The organism is Mesorhizobium sp. B1-1-6 (assembly GCF_006443035.1).
Classification (GTDB): domain Bacteria; phylum Pseudomonadota; class Alphaproteobacteria; order Rhizobiales; family Rhizobiaceae; genus Mesorhizobium.
The window spans coordinates 600,435-617,192 of sequence record NZ_VFWR01000002.1 but is presented as its reverse complement, the minus strand read 5'-3'; the positions used below and the strand labels follow the sequence as shown (position 1 = coordinate 617,192).

12 protein-coding genes and 1 tRNA gene are annotated in these 16,758 nt (G+C 63.2%); 2 read left to right on the top strand and 11 right to left on the bottom strand.

Annotation, left to right across the window (positions count from 1 at the left end; translation table 11 throughout):
* Window positions 1-124: 124 nt before the first annotated feature.
* The 3 genes from FJ979_RS06695 to FJ979_RS06685 are packed head-to-tail and all read right to left on the bottom strand — an operon-like array spanning window position 125 to window position 3,115.
* The gene (locus tag FJ979_RS06695; protein WP_140524348.1) at window positions 125-481 is read right to left on the bottom strand and encodes a hypothetical protein; all 357 of its coding nucleotides are present in this window, start codon (window positions 479-481) and stop codon (window positions 125-127) included.
* A 48-nt stretch (window positions 482-529) separates the two neighbouring features.
* Window positions 530-2,014, bottom strand: a complete 1,485-nt coding sequence (locus FJ979_RS06690) for an aspartate aminotransferase family protein (RefSeq protein ID WP_140580306.1) — start codon at window positions 2,012-2,014, stop codon at window positions 530-532.
* Window positions 2,015-2,026: 12 nt separating this feature from the next.
* Window positions 2,027-3,115 (bottom strand): pyridoxal-phosphate dependent enzyme, encoded by a 1,089-nt coding sequence (locus tag FJ979_RS06685; protein ID WP_140580305.1) that lies wholly within the window; start codon window positions 3,113-3,115, stop codon window positions 2,027-2,029.
* A 231-nt stretch (window positions 3,116-3,346) separates the two neighbouring features.
* On the opposite strand from FJ979_RS06685, the gene FJ979_RS06680 reads away from it, so the two are divergent.
* Window positions 3,347-5,431, top strand: a complete 2,085-nt coding sequence (locus FJ979_RS06680) for a transcriptional regulator (protein WP_140580322.1) — start codon at window positions 3,347-3,349, stop codon at window positions 5,429-5,431.
* Between the two features lie 97 nt (window positions 5,432-5,528).
* Window positions 5,529-5,705 carry a hypothetical protein gene (locus tag FJ979_RS06675; RefSeq protein ID WP_181165187.1) on the top strand — a complete coding sequence of 59 codons (177 nt, stop codon included), beginning with the start codon at window positions 5,529-5,531 and terminating at the stop codon, window positions 5,703-5,705.
* A 218-nt stretch (window positions 5,706-5,923) separates the two neighbouring features.
* Here FJ979_RS06675 and FJ979_RS06670 read toward each other — a convergent pair whose 3' ends face one another.
* From FJ979_RS06670 to mepA, 8 genes are all read right to left on the bottom strand, one after another.
* The gene (locus FJ979_RS06670) at window positions 5,924-9,724 is read right to left on the bottom strand and encodes a hypothetical protein (RefSeq protein WP_140580303.1); all 3,801 of its coding nucleotides are present in this window, start codon (window positions 9,722-9,724) and stop codon (window positions 5,924-5,926) included.
* Between the two features lie 171 nt (window positions 9,725-9,895).
* Window positions 9,896-9,980 (bottom strand) — tRNA-Leu (locus tag FJ979_RS06665).
* A 285-nt stretch (window positions 9,981-10,265) separates the two neighbouring features.
* Complete coding sequence (locus tag FJ979_RS06655) at window positions 10,266-10,886, bottom strand: 2,3-bisphosphoglycerate-dependent phosphoglycerate mutase (protein ID WP_140559122.1); 621 nt, start codon at window positions 10,884-10,886, stop codon at window positions 10,266-10,268.
* Window positions 10,887-10,979: 93 nt separating this feature from the next.
* Entirely contained in the window at window positions 10,980-11,822 is an 843-nt protein-coding gene (gene dapB / locus FJ979_RS06650) for a 4-hydroxy-tetrahydrodipicolinate reductase (protein ID WP_140554689.1), read from the bottom strand.
* Window positions 11,819-13,741: an ABC transporter ATP-binding protein gene (locus FJ979_RS06645; protein ID WP_140524356.1), complete on the bottom strand. Its 1,923-nt coding sequence runs from the start codon at window positions 13,739-13,741 to the stop codon at window positions 11,819-11,821. The genes dapB and FJ979_RS06645 overlap by 4 nt, the downstream gene beginning before the upstream one ends.
* A 108-nt stretch (window positions 13,742-13,849) precedes the next feature.
* On the bottom strand, window positions 13,850-14,875 hold the full coding sequence (locus FJ979_RS06640; protein WP_140554690.1) for a glucokinase: 1,026 nt from the start codon (window positions 14,873-14,875) through the stop codon (window positions 13,850-13,852).
* A 133-nt stretch (window positions 14,876-15,008) separates the two neighbouring features.
* On the bottom strand, window positions 15,009-15,599 hold the full coding sequence (locus FJ979_RS06635; protein ID WP_140491703.1) for a cation transporter: 591 nt from the start codon (window positions 15,597-15,599) through the stop codon (window positions 15,009-15,011).
* Window positions 15,600-15,666: 67 nt separating this feature from the next.
* Window positions 15,667-16,749: a penicillin-insensitive murein endopeptidase gene (gene mepA, locus FJ979_RS06630; RefSeq protein ID WP_140580301.1), complete on the bottom strand. Its 1,083-nt coding sequence runs from the start codon at window positions 16,747-16,749 to the stop codon at window positions 15,667-15,669.
* Window positions 16,750-16,758 lie beyond the last annotated feature (9 nt).

The window sequence follows — 16,758 nt, the reverse complement described above, 5'->3', positions numbered from 1 at the left end:
CAATCCAGCCAGCATCTTGAATCACAAACATCCGGTTTTGGGAATCCTACGATTCTCCCAAAATAGGAAATGCTCTAAAGGGGGCGACCGCGACAATCCCGGACTAATTTTGGGGAGATTGGCGCTACTCCACCAGGTCGACGGTCTCGGTCGAATGGTGCACGCAGATGAAACAGCAATCGTCGCAGGGCCGGTCGTTGTCCGGGCCGACGCCGGCCGAGATGGCGTCATTGCCGTTGACCCACGCGCCGTAGCAGATGCGTTCGCCCTCATTGCACGAAATCGGCACCGATTTGCGTGAGCCGGGATCGATCAGGAACACCTTGTCGTCGCCCGGCCAGACCGTTTCGCGGTCGCGGCTGAACAGTTCGACCGCAACGGCCTGCCCGCGCTGGTTCTTGACGAAGAAAGCCATGTCGGCAGCCCCAGCCGAGGTGGTGAAAACCAATGCCGCGAGTGTGGCCGCGCGAAAGAGCGTCACGATTGGACCTTTCGAATCATGCCAGCAGACTCGCATGGCCGCCGCGAACTAGGAAGCCGCCTCCGCCGCGATCTGGCGTCCCAGCCGCAGCGTTTCCCGCACCAGCAGGTGAAGATCGTCGCGCCGGGTCCGGTGGTTGGTGATCGCCACGCGCAGGCAATGCTGGCCTTGCACCGTCGTGTCCGACAGTGCCGCAATGCCTTGTTCCTGCAAACGCAGCATGATCTCCGTGTTGAACCGCTTAAGCTCCTCGCCGGACGCCCCGGCAAGCCGATGCCGGAAGCAGACGATGTTGATCGTGGTCGGCGCCATCAGCACCAGCGACGGCTCGTCCTCGATCAGTCCGGCGAGATAGGCCGCTTGCGCGATGTTCTGATCGATCAGGCGGCCGAATTTGTCGACGCCATGCTCCTTCAGCGCCATCCATACTTTGAGCGCGCGAAAGCCGCGCGACGTCTGCAAGCCGTAGTCGTGCAGCCATTCGCCGGAGGCGAGACCACGCGGCGTCGATTCCAGATATTCGGGCGTCACGGCGAAGGTACGGCGATGCGCGAGGGCGTCCCTGACCAGGGCGCAGCCGGCCTCGAACGGCGCGTGCAGCCATTTGTGCGGATCGAGCGCGATCGAATCGGCCCATTCGATGCCGGCGACGCGATGGGCGTTCTGCGGAGCGATGGCGACCAGGGCGCCGATGCAGCCATCGACATGGAACCAGAGCTCTTCCTCATGCGCCAGCTTGGCAAGCGCCCGCAGGTCGTCGATCGCTCCGGTGTTGACCGTGCCGGCATTGCCGATGACGCAGGCCGGTTTGAAGCCCGCCTGACGATCCTCGGCAATTGCCGCCCGCAAGGCGGCGATGTCGATGCGCAGCCCGGAATCGGTCGGTATTCGCCGCAAGGCCCGGTTGCCGAGGCCGAGCGCCTCCATGGCTTTGCGGTGACAGGAATGGAGCTGGTCCGAGCCATAATAGCGCAGGGGCTTCTCGATGGCGGCAACGCCGTGCTCGCGCACGTCGATGCCGGCCTTGACGTTGCGCGCCACCGTCAGCCCGATCATGTTTGCCATCGAACCGCCGCTGACCAGCGTGCCGCTGGCCGAGACGGGAAACCCCAGCATTTGCTTGCACCAGTTGACGACCTGGCAGTCCATCAGCCCGGCGGCATGGTTGCCGCCGCCGAGGTTGGAGCCCTGGATCGCCGCCAGGAAATCGCCGAGCGCGCCGGTGAAGTTGCTCGAGCCCATGTACCAGGCCCAGAAGCGAGGATGGATGTTGCCCATCGGGTATGACATCACGGTGCGGGAGACCTCGCCATAGACGGCGGCCAGCCGCGCCGGCGTTCGCGGCAGGGGTGCGGCGAAGACCTCCCTCACGTCAGCCGGCACCTCCCGCCAGACCGGACGGTCGCGCACGTCGCGCAGATAGTCGACGGCATCGTCGATGACCCGGTGCGACAGGGCCTGCACATCGGCCCAGTCCAGGGGGTCAAGCGTCTCCTCGGCTACAGCGCCAAGGGTTTCCTGCGCGACGTCCATGACAGCCTCCCGTCAAGCCGCCGGGAACTGGCAGCCGGGCGTCGAGCGCGACAGCGCCATCTCGTCGGCGTCCATCTCGGCATCGATGCCGTCGAACAGCGGCGTCGTCATGTAGCGTTCGCCGGTGTCGGGCAGCATGCACAGGATCACCGATCCGGCCGGCGCCTCCTCGGCGACCTGCCGCGCCACGGCGAAGGTGGCGCCGCCGGAAATGCCGGTGAAGATGCCTTCCTTCTGCGCCAGCGCCTTGGCCCATTTGATGCCCTCGGGCCCGGCAATCGGCATCACCTCGTCATAGAGGCCGGCATCGACCGCTTCCTGCAGCACGTTGGGGATGAAATCAGGCGTCCAGCCCTGGATCGGATGCGGCTCGAAGGCCGGATGGCTGGCGGCGGGCGCCCCGTCGGCGCCGCGCTGCTGCGCCTTGCCGCTGCCGATGAGCTGGGCGTTGGCCGGCTCGGACAGGATGATACGGACATCCGGCCGCTCACGGCGCAGCACGCGCGCCACGCCGACCACGGTGCCGCCAGTGCCGTAGCCGGTGACGAAGCAATCGAGCCGCGAGCCGGCGAAATCATTGATGATCTCGCGCGCCGTCGTCGCCTCGTGGATGGCGGCGTTGGCCCTGGTTTCGAACTGTCGCGCCAGGAACCAGCCATTGGCCTCGGCCAGCTCCACGGCCTTCTTGTACATGCCGAACCCCTTTTCGGCGCGCGGCGTCAGCACCACCTTGGCACCCAGCATGCGCATCAGCTTGCGGCGCTCGACGGAAAAGCTGTCGGCCATGGTGACGACCAGCGGATAGGCTTTCTGCGCGCAGACCATGGCGAGCCCGATGCCGGTGTTGCCGCTGGTCGCCTCGACGATGGTCTGGCCCGGCTTCAACGCGCCGCTGCGCTCGCCCTCCTCGATGATGTTGAGCGCCAGCCGGTCCTTCACCGAGGCAGCCGGGTTGAAGAACTCGGCCTTGACGTAGATCGTCGCGTGGGCCGGGCCAAGATTGTTGATGCGGATGACCGGCGTGTCGCCGACCGTGTCCAAAATGCTGTCGAACAGGCGGCCGCGGCCGGCCGTGGTTCTGATTCTTGCTTGCTGCAACATGTCTGGTCTCCTCGTCTGTGTTGGTACCTTGCGGTCACGGGCCGGTTACAAACCGGCGGCTTGGGCGGCGAGGTTTCGAGACCTTGCCGCGCTAGGGTCGCTCGACGTGCCGGCAATGCGGCTGCCCGCATCCCGGCGCGCAACTCGCAACCGGGTGCGTTCATGCCGTGTTCGGTGATAAACGAGGGCCGACCGGCCAACGTGGGAGGAAGCGTGGGAGCAAGCGTGGAAATGCACGTGGAATCCGCTCGACCGAGCCTGGATCGCGGCAAGCCCGCTCTTGCCGTGCGCCTGCTCGGGCCGTTCGCGGTCGTGCGCGATGGCGTGCGGGCCGAATTGCCGGCATCGCGCAAGCTGCGCGCGCTGCTTGCCTATCTGGCGCTGGCCCCGCATCCGGTGGGACGCGCTCGGCTGTGCGAGCTGTTGTGGGATGTTCCGAACGACCCCAGGGGCGAGTTGCGTTGGTGCCTCAGCAAGCTTCGCGCCGTCCTCGACGAGCCGGGGCATCGTCGGGTCGAGACACAGGACGACACGGTCGCATTGCGCCTCGACGGCTGTTTCGTCGACGCGCTGGAGGTTAGCGCCGCCGCCGCGCAAGGGATCGCCTCGCTCGACGCCGAGCGCCTGCGATCGCTGTCGGAGCTGTTCGCCGGCGACTTTCTCGACGGTCTGGAGCTCGACCGCAGTCCGTTTTTCGAGAGTTGGCTGATCGCGCAGCGCCGCCGCTTCCAGTCGTCTCACGCCGCCGTGCTGGAGCACCTTGTCGCGGCGGTTCCGCCCGGTTCGGAGGCGGCAGCAGCCGGTCTTGACCGGTGGGTGGAGCTGGCGCCGTTCGACGGCCGCGCGCATCTGGCGCTGCTCACGCATCTGGCCGGGCGCGGCGCCATCGGCGCGGCCGAGCAGCACCTGACGGCGACGGCGCAATTGTTCCAATCGGAAGGGTTGGACTTCGGACCGGTGCGCGCGGCCTGGCAGGCGCTGCGCGACAAGCCAGCGGAAGATCGGCCAGCGGAAGATCGGCCGTCGATAGATCGGCCGGCGGTAGATCGGCCGGCGGTAGATCGGCTTGCGGCGCAGCCCGCCGGCATCGCGGCATCGCCGCCGTCGCCCGCTCCGGCGGGCGTGGAGCCCAGCCACGCCTCGCTGGCGGTGATGCCGTTCGTCGAGACTGGCGGTCCTTGCGGCACGCGCGGCGGGATCGCCGACGGCCTGACCCATGACATCATCACGCGTCTGGCCAAGCTCAGGGATTTCTTCGTCATCGCGCGCGGCTCGGTCTTCGCGCTCGCCGAGAAAAACATCGCGCCGCAGGAAGCGGGGCGGCAGCTGAATGTGGACTATGTCGCCACCGGCACGGTGGGCACCGTGGCCGGCCGCGTCATCATCGCCGTCGAGCTCATCGAGGTTCGCACGGCCAGGATCGTCTGGGCCGAGAGCTTCGAGCGCCGGGCCGACGACCTCTTCGGCGTGCTCGACGATATCGGCAACGCGATCGTCTCGTCTATCTCGGCCGAGATCGAGACGGTCGAGCGCAACCGCGCCATGCTGAAGGCGCCCAACTCGCTCAACGCCTGGGAGGCCTATCACCGCGGCCTCTGGCACATGTATCGCTTCACCCAGCCGGAAAACGAGTTGGCGCAGCATTTCTTCGGCGTGGCGACGGCGCTCGACCCGACCTTCGCCCGCGCCCATGCCGGCCTGTCCTTCACCCATTGGCAAAGCGCTTTCCAGCGCTGGGGCGACCGCGACCACGAAAGCGCGCTAGCCTACGAGACAGCGGGGCACAGTCTCCTGGTTGACGAACAGAACCCTGCCGCGCACTGGGCGATGGGCCGGGCGCTGTGGCTGCGCGGCGAACAGGACGGATCGCTCTTCGAATTGGAACGGGCAGTGGAGCTCAGCCCCAATTTCGCGCTCGGCCACTATGCGCTGTCCTTCGTCCACTCGCAGTCAGGCGATCCGCAGGCGGCGATCGGCTCTTCCGACCATTCGCGCCATCTCAGCCCTTTCGACCCGCTGCTGTTCGGCATGCTGGGCGCGCGCGCCATGTCGCATGTGCGGCTCGGCCAGTTCGAGGAAGCGGCAGAATGGGCGCTAAAGGCGGCGGCGCGGCCCAATGCCCACGCCATCATCCTGGCGATCGCAGCACACTGCCTGGCGCTGGCCGGGCGGCTCGACGAGGCACACAATTTCGCCGCCGCCCTCCGCAAGGCGCTGCCGGACTACCGCGCCGACGATTTCATCGGCACGTTCCGTTTCGAGGCGGACGCGGAGGCATTGTTCCGGCAAGGCGCAAAGCGGATCGGATTGAACTGAGCCAGCGCAATTCCCGCCGGTTAACGATTTCGGAAGGGGTTGTTTAACCGTTCGTCGCTATGTCACCGCCCGGGAGGGGCATGACAGAGAGTGTATGATGAGCGACAGCCCTGACAAGCGCAATGAATGGCGCGCCATTCTTTACGTACAAGCCCGCGTGGCGGTTCTGTTCGTCCCGGTCGTCGCCAGCCTGCTGATCATCGCCGCACTTGCCGGCAACGACCGCAAATCCGTTCCCGCCGTCGACCGGACGGTGACAGGCTCCGTGCGATAAACGGTTCGGCAGCCTTTCAGCCCTTTAAGAACCTCTGGCCTTCGGCAGATGGTCGGGCTGCCGGAAGGGGCCATGGCTGGACCGCAGCGAAGCGGCCGCCAGGGTTGAAGTGGTTTGTTTCGGGGACTGACCGGAAGGGGAGGTTCTTCTTGGATCTCTGAATCAGACCGAGCGGTTCGAAGGGAATTTGAAAGCCCTGATCGCAGTTTCGTGTGCGGCTACTCAAAACGTTCGTCCCAATCACGATACTGTTGCCGTTCATATCTCTGATATTCGGCTGCTTGTTGCTCCAGGCGGGCTTTTGCTTCGTTGATTTCATCAAGAGGTATGTCTTTATGCCTCCCATGAAGTTGATCGAGCAGGGCGGCACGAGATCTGACGAGCGCTGCACGTGACCCTGACCAACTTGTTGGCTCTATCCGATCTACAAAGATGTGAAATATCCTTAACCGGTCTTCTGCACAATCTATCAATGACAAGGCTAGCGGGGACCAACCCTTTGTATTTTCATCCCGATCATGATCAAAAACGACGCAATGATGTGCAATAAAAGGACCACGGGTAGCGAAATCCGCCGAGCACCAAAGAACTACGGCTTCAGGTGGCGCAGAATTTATCGGCCGCTGATGATAATCCCAAGCAGTCGCGCTGATAATGGCGCCAGCGGTTCGATATCCACCATCATTGTCTGGTTTGAATATCTCGTCTAGAAGTGCAGGCGCATGATGCTTGAACATAGGATTTAGAAGACCAGGTAGACGATAATATTCATGTCGACTGATCTTTCTTTGAAGTTTACGCACTATTTCCAAAGCGTCTGCTTCAGCATCGCCCCCTTCGAAGGCAAAGCTGCAAACCGTTTCGAAATAATGGTCGTCTCGTATGTCTTGATCTAAGTCGAGACTGCAAAGGAATCGCCTGCAAGTATTCCGAAGTTCCCGTCTGTAATCTTCGGACTTGTCGTCGGCAAGATGAATGACCATTGCGAGAACATGCGCTGCATATTTTTGACCATCTCTGGCTGCGGAAATCGCAAGAACTAGGCGACAAATTTGCTCTGCGGATAGTGTCTCCGTGACCATCCCTCCGCCCAAACTATCAAAGCGAAAGGTAGCGGTTAATGCCAAATCGGCGGATAAGATCAGTCGTTCGACGGCGTCTTCATTCAGCTCGACACTTGTCTGCAGTGTTGGAAAGTACGGACCCCAGAGTACGTCGCTCACGGCCACATCCATAAATTTGGAAATGGCCGAGGCGTGCGTTTTTCCGGCGCCATGTAGAAAGGGACGTATGAACCCAAAATTCAGATCACGAGAACCGGAGCGGCAAATCGCTTGTTTGATTTCCTCCAAGTAAGAAACGGGATCACTAATTGTCTCTCCCACACCCACACCAAAGCTCCAACCGTCCCCCTGAAAGTTAATGGTCAGGTCTGAGGCCAACTCTGAAAGTGCATCTCGGTCTGCCCCTGCCCGTTGTCCGAGTTGGCGCATAGTTTCCGACCAGGACCGATATTGCTCTGAGGGAGTCAAATCACTGCCCGGCGCTAGATCATCCACCAGAAATTGGCCCCCCGTCAGTACTTTCGCTCGTATTTCCGTCACAAGGTCGATTGGTGCTAACGCAGTCTCAAGCACAAGCAAGCGTTCGGACGCCTTTCCACTCGCCCCCTTACGGATGGTTGTTTTCACAGCACGCCAGCCCTCAGGCCATCCGTCAATCGAGAAGAAAACATTGGCCGCGACTTCAAGCTTTTCTGATAGACTGGTGCGCGACCAAAGCCCCAGAAATTTGTCGGCGAATGTCGATCTTACCTTTGCACCAACAATGGTCCTCGCAATTCCAAACTCCATAGCTATCTCAACGAAACCCGAGAACCACTTTTGCACATCGTCCTTGGTTCTCGGGTGCCAGCCATAGCTCCTAGTGCGAGCGCCGAAATCGAACGCCTGTGAGGGCATGAAGTTTGAGGTCTTGAGGGCTGCGCCGAGAAACGTAAGCCCAAATTCACGCTCACTGATCTCCTCTGACGAGAGATAGCGTCGGACCAGCGCTGCCCGCGCTTGATGAGGAGTTTCCGTTCCTGAAAACTGAACGTAAAACAGCGATTTAACCGCCTGGTTGGCAGAGTTCTGATTGTATCCTGGCCCCTCCGCTTTCGCGAATAGCATTAATGTGGCAACACACTTTTCGAAAAGATGGGGCTCATAGGCGGCTGACTTGAGCACTCGAACAAATTTTGAACGCGCAGCATTTCTAGTAGAAAGAAAATCGGGATTTTCTGTAGCTTGAGCAATTGCGGCTACTGCTGCGCTCGGATCGACCGCAGCGATGTTCCCGAACATCTCTTGGCCCAATTCGTTCAGTGTGTCAGGCTTTCCAAGCAAGCCATCTCGGCCTAGCCACTCGGATGCTATCGTTATGGCCACCTTTTCGTCGTGCAGATACCCCAGCCTCCTAGAGAACGATCGAGCTATTCTTTTGCTCGCCTTGTCGACAAAAGTTCTTTGGAGCGTTTGAATGGGGAAGTTCTGAAATGCCCTTTGCGCGAGGCGATTGGCAATCGCTGGTGGAAGCACGGCCCGCCATCGGCCTCGCTGCTGAACTAACCCGCGCCTTCTCAGCTCCTCAACATGAGCATACAGCCGGTTAAAGGACGTTCCAGCAAGGGCCGCCAGCATAGGTAGCTCTGCATCGTCTCCCCCCTCCAGCTCCCCTTCGAACGAATAGAGCATCGAACAGACCTCTGCGGCCCTGAGCAATTCGTTGTCTTCGGCCTTCGTTTGTTGGAAGAGGCGGATAAAAAGTTGCTCGTCTTCAAGCTTCGACAGTTGCCCCCCAATGGATGACGTTTCCGCGAGAGCAAAGGCGACACGAACATTCCCCCCTGAAAAATCCGAGATCGTTTCGACGTCTTGGCGTGTCAGGTTCGGATACCTGTTGCTGACCAACTGCCTTATCAACTCATCAGAGCACGGCTCTAGCCGATAGGAACTCGTACCCTCCGGAATATGTTCTCGAAGATCGTATTCAACAGTCACGAGCGAGAGCACGCTGTTTGGCTGCTGTACTTTCTCGGTAAGGCGTTGATGAAGATCGAAGCCGCAATTGTCGACGACTAGCAGGCCACGGTCCTCTCTAGCGTGCAGCGCTTCCACTAGGTGTATTGGAACTGGGCGCGGATCGTCGGAAAGGTCCGTATACAGGACCTCGTTCCGGTTGAGGGGCGGGCTTGACGTAATCAGCCTTTCGTCGAAAAGAGCTTGCACAAGGCGGGTCTTGCCTACACCGGATAATCCGGTGATACGAACGGACGCCCTTTCCTTGTTGAGATCGCGCCGGATGCGATCGATTGCGGCGGCAACCGTGATGCCATCGCTTGCGTCCGGGACAAGCACCTTGGCCTTTTCATCGAGCATATATGTTGCGTTCACATCGGTCTCACGATGAGCCCAAGCGCCAAAGGATTGCCATCCCTGCGCGCTGCGCCCGCAGAGTTCACGCACCCACGCAACAAGTGAAGGATATTTTTCAATCCAGGTGGCAATTCGTCTGCGATCATAAAACTCGACTGTTACTTTACCTGCCAATCCAGCTTCCGACAGACATTTATTCATTGTCGCCAATCTGCGCTTGTGTGCGCTATCCGCGACTGACGATTTCGAGGAAACTATTACGTAGGCCCCTTTCCTTACCGCGAGTTCCGAAATAGATGGCCGAATTGCCCCCCTTGGCATCATTTCCTCGACGATATCGGCGCTCGCAAAATTTTCAGTCTTGACCTGAAAACCTGTCTGAGACGCGGGTATGTTTCCGGAGATTTTCTCTAGAGCTCCAAGGGCAACTCGTACGTCGATACCACCGTCTTCGGCACGCTGGTCGCCGCCCCATGTCACGGCATTGGTTGAGAATCCCGCTGACCTCACGTCCGCTTGTGCAAGGCGAGCAACGAGCTCGCGAAGGTCGGAGTCTGAAAGATTTTGGACATCGTCTGCGCTTACGTTGAGATAACTGCTCATGCCGACACTTTACCTATGAAGGTAAGCACAACATACCCGTAGCAGATATCGGATTATACCTGGGTGGTGGACAACCAGGCGGCCCGACGAATCGGCGGTACGAAAAAAGCCCGGACGAGCCGGGCTTTTCCTTAGAGTCTCTGAACCGTCGAACGGTTCGAAACGGGAATTTGGTGCCCAGAAGAGGACTCGAACCTCCACTCCTTGCGGAACACGGACCTGAACCGTGCGCGTCTACCAATTCCGCCATCTGGGCTGGTGCGGGCTCAATAAGCGGGCAAGCGGTGCGTGTCAACGCGGTTTTTTTTCGAGGGCTGCCGCGCGCCGGCTCAGTTTCGGGCGTTGGCGCCGCCCCTCACCTGCCTGCCGGCATCCTCTCCCCGTATAGTGACGGGGAGAGGGGCGCTTTCATCAACGGTTTCGCCAATCACCAGCGTTGCGGCCAGCCCTTTCTCCCCGTCACTATACGGGGAGAAATGTCCGGCAGGACAATGAGGGGCGGCGCCGACTTTGACAATTTGGTGACCGGGACGCTTGCCGGTCAGCCCTCCAGCACTTCCTTCGACGCCACGGTGGAATCGGCGTTGAGCGTGTAGATAACCGGCACGCCGGTGCCGAGCTCCAGCTTGACGATCTCCTCGCCCGACTTGCCGTCCAGCGCCATGATCAGCGCGCGCAGCGAATTTCCGTGGGCGGCGACCAGGACCGTGCCGCCGCGCAGCACATGCGGCTGGAGGTCGTGCAGGTAATAAGGCCAGACGCGGGCGCCGGTGTCCTTCAGGCTTTCGCCACCGGGGGGCGGCACGTCGTAGGAGCGGCGCCAGACATGCACCTGCTCCTCGCCCCATTTCTTGCGCGCGTCGTCCTTGTTGAGGCCGGAGAGGTCGCCATAGTCGCGCTCGTTCAGCGCCTGGTCGCGGACGGTTTCCAGGTCGCTCTGGCCGACGGCGTCAAGAATGTGCTGGCAGGTTTTTTGCGCCCGGACCAGCGCCGAGGTGAAGGCGATGTCGAACTTCAGGCCGCGTGCCTTGAGCTTCCGGCCGGCTGCCTTGGCCTCGGCGTGGCCCTGTTCGGTCAGGTCGACGTCACGCCAGCCGGTGAACAGGTTCTTCAAATTCCATTCGCTCTGGCCATGGCGCACGAGCACGAGGGTTCTCGACATTTTTGCTCCTCTGGGATCTGAGCAATTCCAGCAGAAGTGGGAAGCGGTTTTCTGTCCGGAATTGCATGTGGATGAAGATGGTCCGGGGTCGTTTCAGGCAAGCCCGAGCACGTCCCGCATCGAGTAAAGGCCGGGCTTCCTGCCATGCGCCCACAGGGCTGCCTTGACGGCGCCGCGGGCGAAGATGGTGCGGTCCTCGGCATGGTGGGCCAGCGTGATACGTTCGCCGGTGCCGGCCAGGATCACGCTGTGGTCGCCGACCACCGAGCCGCCGCGCAGGGTTGCGAAGCCTATCGAGCCCGGCTTGCGCACGCCGGTGTGGCCGTCGCGGACGCGCACATCGTTGCCGGCAAGCGGCACGCCACGCCCCGCGGCGGCGGCTTCGCCCAGCAGCAGAGCGGTGCCGGACGGCGCGTCGACCTTGTGCCTGTGATGCATTTCGAGGATCTCGATGTCGAAATCCCCGGCGTCGAGGGCGCGCGCGGCCTGTTCGACCAGCACCGCCAGGAGATTGACGCCGAGGCTCATATTGCCCGACTTGACGATCGTCGCATGGCGCGCCGCGGCGGCGATCCTGGCATTGTCGTCGACCGAGCAGCCGGTCGTGCCGATGACATGGACGATGCGCGCCTGCGCCGCATAGCCGGCGAATTCGACGGTCGCAGCCGGGGCGGTGAAATCGAGCACGCCGTCCGCCCCGGCGAAGGCCGGCAGCGGATCGTCCGATATCGGCACATTGATGATGCCGATGCCGGCAAGCTCGCCCGCATCCTTGCCGAGATAGGGCGATCCTTGCCGCTCGATCGCGCCGGCGACGCGTGCGCCCGGCATTGTGTGGATGGCGCGGATCAGCGTCTGGCCCATGCGGCCGGCGGCGCCCACCACCACCAGGCCCATATCGCCCGCGGGTCTGTCGGCTGTCGGCGTTTCACTCATCTCGCGCTCCCGGCGATGCCCTGCGTCTCGATAGGTTGCGTCGGCCCTGGCGCCGGAGTTTGGATCGGCGCGCCGTCATCGACAAGCCCCAGGCCCTTCCTGCCCTGCACCCGGTGGAAGCGGGAATAGACGCTGTGCGGGTCGGCCATCAGCGAGGCATGGGTGCCCTGTTCGACCAGATGGCCCTGTTCCAGCACGATGATGTGGTCGGCATTGACCACCGTCGACAGCCGGTGGGCGATGACGATGGTGGTGCGCCCCTCCATGACGTGGGTCAGCGCTTCCTGGACCTTGGCTTCCGCCTCATTGTCAAGCGCCGAGGTCGCCTCGTCGAGCAGCAGGATCGGCGCCTGGCGGACGATGGCGCGGGCGATCGACACACGCTGGCGCTGGCCGCCCGACAGCGACGCGCCGTTTTCGCCGACGGGCGTGTCGTAGCCCAGCGGCTGCTGGCGGATGAAGCCGTCGGCCTGGGCCAGTCGCGCGGCCTGCTCGATCTCGGCATCTGTGGCGGAGAGCCGGCCATAGCGGATGTTATCGCGGATGGTGCCTTCGAACAGATAGGGCTGCTGCGAAACATAGGCGATGGAGCTGCGCAGCGATTGCTTGGTGATCTTGGAAATGTCCTGGCCGTCGATCTCGATCGTGCCCGACTCGACGTCGTAGAAACGCTGCAGCAGCGCCACCAGCGTCGTCTTGCCGGCGCCGGAGGCGCCGACGATGGCCGTCATCTTGCCGGCGGCGGCGACGAAACTGAGGTCCTGCAGGACCGGTGCCTCCTCGACATAGCGGAAGCTCACATTGTTGAACCGCACTTCGCCCGTGGTGAAATTGGCCTCGGCGGCTCCCGGCGCATCGCCCTGCTGCGGCTCGAGATCGAGGATTTCGTAGATCATGCGCGCATTGACCAAAGCGCGCTCCATGCCGACCTGCATGCGCGCCAGCCGCCTTGCCGGGTCGTAGGCCAGCATCAGCGCGGTGATGAAGGAGAAGACGGCGCCCGGCGGCTGCCCGAGGACGAGCGCACGATAGCCGGAATAGGCGATGACGCCGGTGACGGCGAGACCGGCCAGCATGTCGGAAATCGGCGACAGCCGTTCCGAAACCCGGGCGATCTTGTTGCCGCGGTGCTCGGCGCTGTTGGCGAGCTGGCTGATGCGTCGCGATAGCTCGTCCTCCATGGTGAAGGCCTTGACGATGGCGATGCCTTGCGTGGCTTCCTGCATGGCGCCGATCAGCCGGGAGTTGATCTGCACCGATTCGCGGGTGATGCGGCGCACCCGGCGCATCAGGTAGACAACGGTGTAGATGAGCGGCGGCCCGATCACCAGCGAGCTGAGCGACAGGACCGGATCCTGGTAGATCATGACGCCGAGCAGCCCGAACAGCGTCACCCCGTCGCGCGCGATCGACGTCAGCGTCATCGACAGCAGGTCGCGAATGCCGTTGACGTTCTCGTTGACCTGCGCCGCCAGCCGGCCCGATCTCGTGTCGTTGAAGAAACCGACGCCGAGCTTCATCAGGTGATCGAAGATGCGGCGCTGGTAGCGCGCAACCAGATTGTTGCCGACGGTCGCCAGCGTCACCGCCTGGCCGTAGCCGGCGAAACCGCGCACGAGAAAGGCGCCCATGACGCCGGCGCAAATCCACACGATCAGATCGCCGCGCCGCTCATAGAAGATCTGGTTGACGACCGGGCTCATGATCCAGGCGGTGAAAGCGGTCGTGGCGGACACCGCCAGCAGGCAGGCCCCGGCAAAGATGTAGGACCACAAATAGTCGCGGCCGTTCTCGGCGATGATACGGCGCAGCACCGCCCAGACCTCGCCAGGGGTGGCTTTCTGCTTATGTGGAGCTTGGAGTGTCAAATCGGGAGCGCTTCGTGGTTTCCGCTTGGTGGGACGGGCTGCACACGGCATCCCTTCTGGCGCCCCTCTTAGCGCCAAGCGGCCGGCTTGCCTATGCCTGCGGCTGATTAACTTCGTCGCGGGGACCGGACGGACGCCTGGTCCGTCATGCGACCCAGCCTAGGCCTGCCAGCGGCGGCCCGCGGTCTGCACGCCGAACAGCGAAGGGTTCCTGGCGTAGGCGGCGAGGCCCAGAAGGGCCGCCAGCGGATGGGTGATGACATAGACGGGCATGGTGCGCATCAATTCGCTGTGCGGGGCCTTGTCCTCGAAGGCGGCGCGGAAATTGCCCTGTTTCAGCGCCGGCACGATCTTCTGCGCGATGCCGCCGGTGAGAAACACACCGCCGCGGCTCATGAACACCAAGGCGAGATCGCCGGCGGTGCGCCCAAGGCAGGTGACGAATATCTCCAGCGCTTCCTGCGCAACCGGATCGGCCCTGGCAAGTGCCGCTGCGGTTATCTCGGCCGGCGTGGTGAAGGGCGACGGCTTGCCGTCCGCCTTGGCCACCGCCCGGTAGACGTTGACCAGACCGCGTCCGCACAGGATCTGCTCGCCCGAAATGCGGCCCTCGATCTTCTCGATATGCGGGAAAACCTCGAAATCCCTGCTAGAACGCGGGCCGATGTCCATATGGCCGCCCTCGCCGGGCACCGGGATCCAGTGGCGCAGCGCGTGCACCAGCCCGGCGACGCCGAGCCCGGTTCCGGGACCGAGCACCACGCGGCCGGCATTGGGCTCCGGCGCGCCGCCGCCGATCTTTTCCATGTGCTCTTCGCCGAGCGCCACGACGGCCAGCGCCTGCGCCTCGAAATCGTTGAGCACGACGATGTCGCTGAGGCCGAGGCTGGCGAACATCTGCCGGGGCTTGACGATCCACGGGCAATTGGTGAGCTCGATCTCGTCGCCATCGACCGGGCCGGCCACCGCCAGCACCGCCGAATTGGGGCGGACCGAGGAGCGGTCGAGCACCGCCGCTTGGATCGCCTCGTCGATTGTGTTGTAGCTGGCGGTCTGGACGATCGCCGGCTCGCCGGCTTCCGAATTGGCGTCGAGCACGACCGAGAAGCGCGCATTGGTGCCGCCGATGTCGCCGATCAGGATCGGGAACCGCAGCGCCGTGTCGTCGTCGCCTGTGTTTGGCATGCTTTCTCGTCCGTCCCCGGCGCCCGACGGCTCATTGCCGTTCTCCCGTTGACTAGCGCATGAGTTTGAAAAGGGAAACGGTTTTCGAAACCGATGGTGCGCACGACCGATTTATGAAGTCGAACGGCCGCGACTAGGCTGCCGCCTTGTGCTCCTCGCGGGCAGCGGACCAGACCTCGCGGGCCGCATCGGCGTTCATGGCGGCAATTCCCAGGCCGACAATCAGGTCGGGCCACGCGGAATGCCAGATCACCGCGGTGAGAAGGCCCGCGGCGATTATGGCGACGTTGGCAAAGGCGTCGTTCCGCGCGGAGAGGAACGCGGCCTTTGTCAGGCTGCCGCCGTGATGGCGGAAGCGCGCCAGCATGAACGCGCAAGACAGATTCACGGCCAAAGCCCCGGCGCCCGCAAGAGACAGCGGCAGCGGCGACGGCGCGACCGGCAGGTTGAACTTGGCCCAAGCCGTCCAGAGCGTTGCCAACGCGGGCACCAGAAGAATCGCCGCCAGAGCCATGCCGACCCTTGCGCGACTGCGGGCGCCCCAGCCCAGGGCAACGAGAATAAGCAAATTGAGCGAGGCATCTTCCAGGAAATCGACGCTGTCCGCGAACAGCGACACGGAGCCGATCGCAGATGCCACGGCGAACTCGACGATGAAGTAGCCCAGGTTCAGAAGGGCCACCCACCGGACGACGCGGCGAAGGCCTATATCCTGCGTTTGCAATGCCGGCCCTCCTGCTCGCGGGGAACGAATGAACGGCGGCGAAGCGCCGGGGCGTCAACTGACGCGGTCAGTTTCCCGGCCGTGGCCGCGGCACCGGCACGCCGATCTCGGGCGTCGCGGTGAAGGCGTTCACCATGCCTGGCAGGCCGGCCGTGCCGCTGGCCGCGGTGGCGGGCAGCGACGGCGCCTCGGGTTCGGGCGCGGCGACCGCGACCGGTACGGCGCCGCCGTGATAGGTGGCGGCCTCGACCGAAGCCGGCCCGGGCGCGTCGAGCACGGCGCGGCATTCTCTCGGCAGGTTCGCCATGGTCATCAGGTCGCGCGCCTTGGGCGCATCCGGGTTCTTGTTGGGCCGCCACGGTTCCTGCGTGAACCACCAGGCCAGCGGCTTGCCGCAGCCGTCGTCGGCCGGGGTCGCTTCCTGCGCCTTGCAGTTGGGCGAGCCCGGCTGGCAGCCGATGCGCATGTGGAAATGATAGTCGTGGCCCCAGAACGGCCTGATCTTGCGCAGCCAGGAGCGATCGCCCCTGACGGTGTCGCAGAGCTTCTTCTTGATGCCGGGATTGACCAGGATGCGCTCGACCTCGGGATAGCTCGCCGCGCGCTTCAAAAGCCGCGTATGCGCTGGGGTCCACAGCGCGTCCTTCACCAGATGCGTCTTTTCGTCGACCATCAAGGTGGCGCTCATCGTCTCGCGCCGCGCCATCGACAGCGGACGGCGGGGCATCGGCGTCAGCCAGATGTCGGCATCGAGCCCGATCTGGTGCGAGGCATGGCCCGTCAGCATCGGGCCGCCGCGCGGCTGCGCGATGTCGCCGATCAAAAGGCCCGGCCAGCCGTCGGCGACGGCATCGCGCGACAGTTTCTCGACCAGCGCGATCATCGCCGGATGGCCCCAGCGGCGATTGCGCGACGGCCGCATCACCTGCCAGGTGGGGCCGTCCATGGGGATGGCGACGCCGCCGGCAAAGCAGCCCTTGGAGTAGAAGCCGAAGGATTGCGGGGCGGTCGCAGCCGGCAGTTTCTCGGCGCCGAAGAGGTCCTTTGCCCGTTCCTCGGCCATTGCCGGCCGCACGGCGAGACTTGTGAGGGCGAGCAGGCCAAAAGCCGCCAGCTGTGAACGGTTGCCGAGCCGCATCGCTGTCTCCATGAACCCCCG

What these genes read in the sequence shown, in the direction of transcription:
- FJ979_RS06690 (WP_140580306.1), bottom strand. Translation starts at nt 2,014, where the DNA reads ATGGACGTCGCGCAGGAAACCCTTGGCGCTGTAGCCGAGGAGACGCTT.
- FJ979_RS06685 (WP_140580305.1), bottom strand. Translation starts at nt 3,115, where the DNA reads ATGTTGCAGCAAGCAAGAATCAGAACCACGGCCGGCCGCGGCCGCCTG.
- FJ979_RS06680 (WP_140580322.1), top strand. Translation starts at nt 3,347, where the DNA reads ATGCACGTGGAATCCGCTCGACCGAGCCTGGATCGCGGCAAGCCCGCT.
- FJ979_RS06675 (WP_181165187.1), top strand. Translation starts at nt 5,529, where the DNA reads ATGAGCGACAGCCCTGACAAGCGCAATGAATGGCGCGCCATTCTTTAC.
- FJ979_RS06670 (WP_140580303.1), bottom strand. Translation starts at nt 9,724, where the DNA reads ATGAGCAGTTATCTCAACGTAAGCGCAGACGATGTCCAAAATCTTTCA.
- FJ979_RS06655 (WP_140559122.1), bottom strand. Translation starts at nt 10,886, where the DNA reads ATGTCGAGAACCCTCGTGCTCGTGCGCCATGGCCAGAGCGAATGGAAT.
- dapB (WP_140554689.1), bottom strand. Translation starts at nt 11,822, where the DNA reads ATGAGTGAAACGCCGACAGCCGACAGACCCGCGGGCGATATGGGCCTG.
- FJ979_RS06645 (WP_140524356.1), bottom strand. Translation starts at nt 13,741, where the DNA reads ATGCCGTGTGCAGCCCGTCCCACCAAGCGGAAACCACGAAGCGCTCCC.
- FJ979_RS06640 (WP_140554690.1), bottom strand. Translation starts at nt 14,875, where the DNA reads ATGCCAAACACAGGCGACGACGACACGGCGCTGCGGTTCCCGATCCTG.
- mepA (WP_140580301.1), bottom strand. Translation starts at nt 16,749, where the DNA reads ATGGAGACAGCGATGCGGCTCGGCAACCGTTCACAGCTGGCGGCTTTT.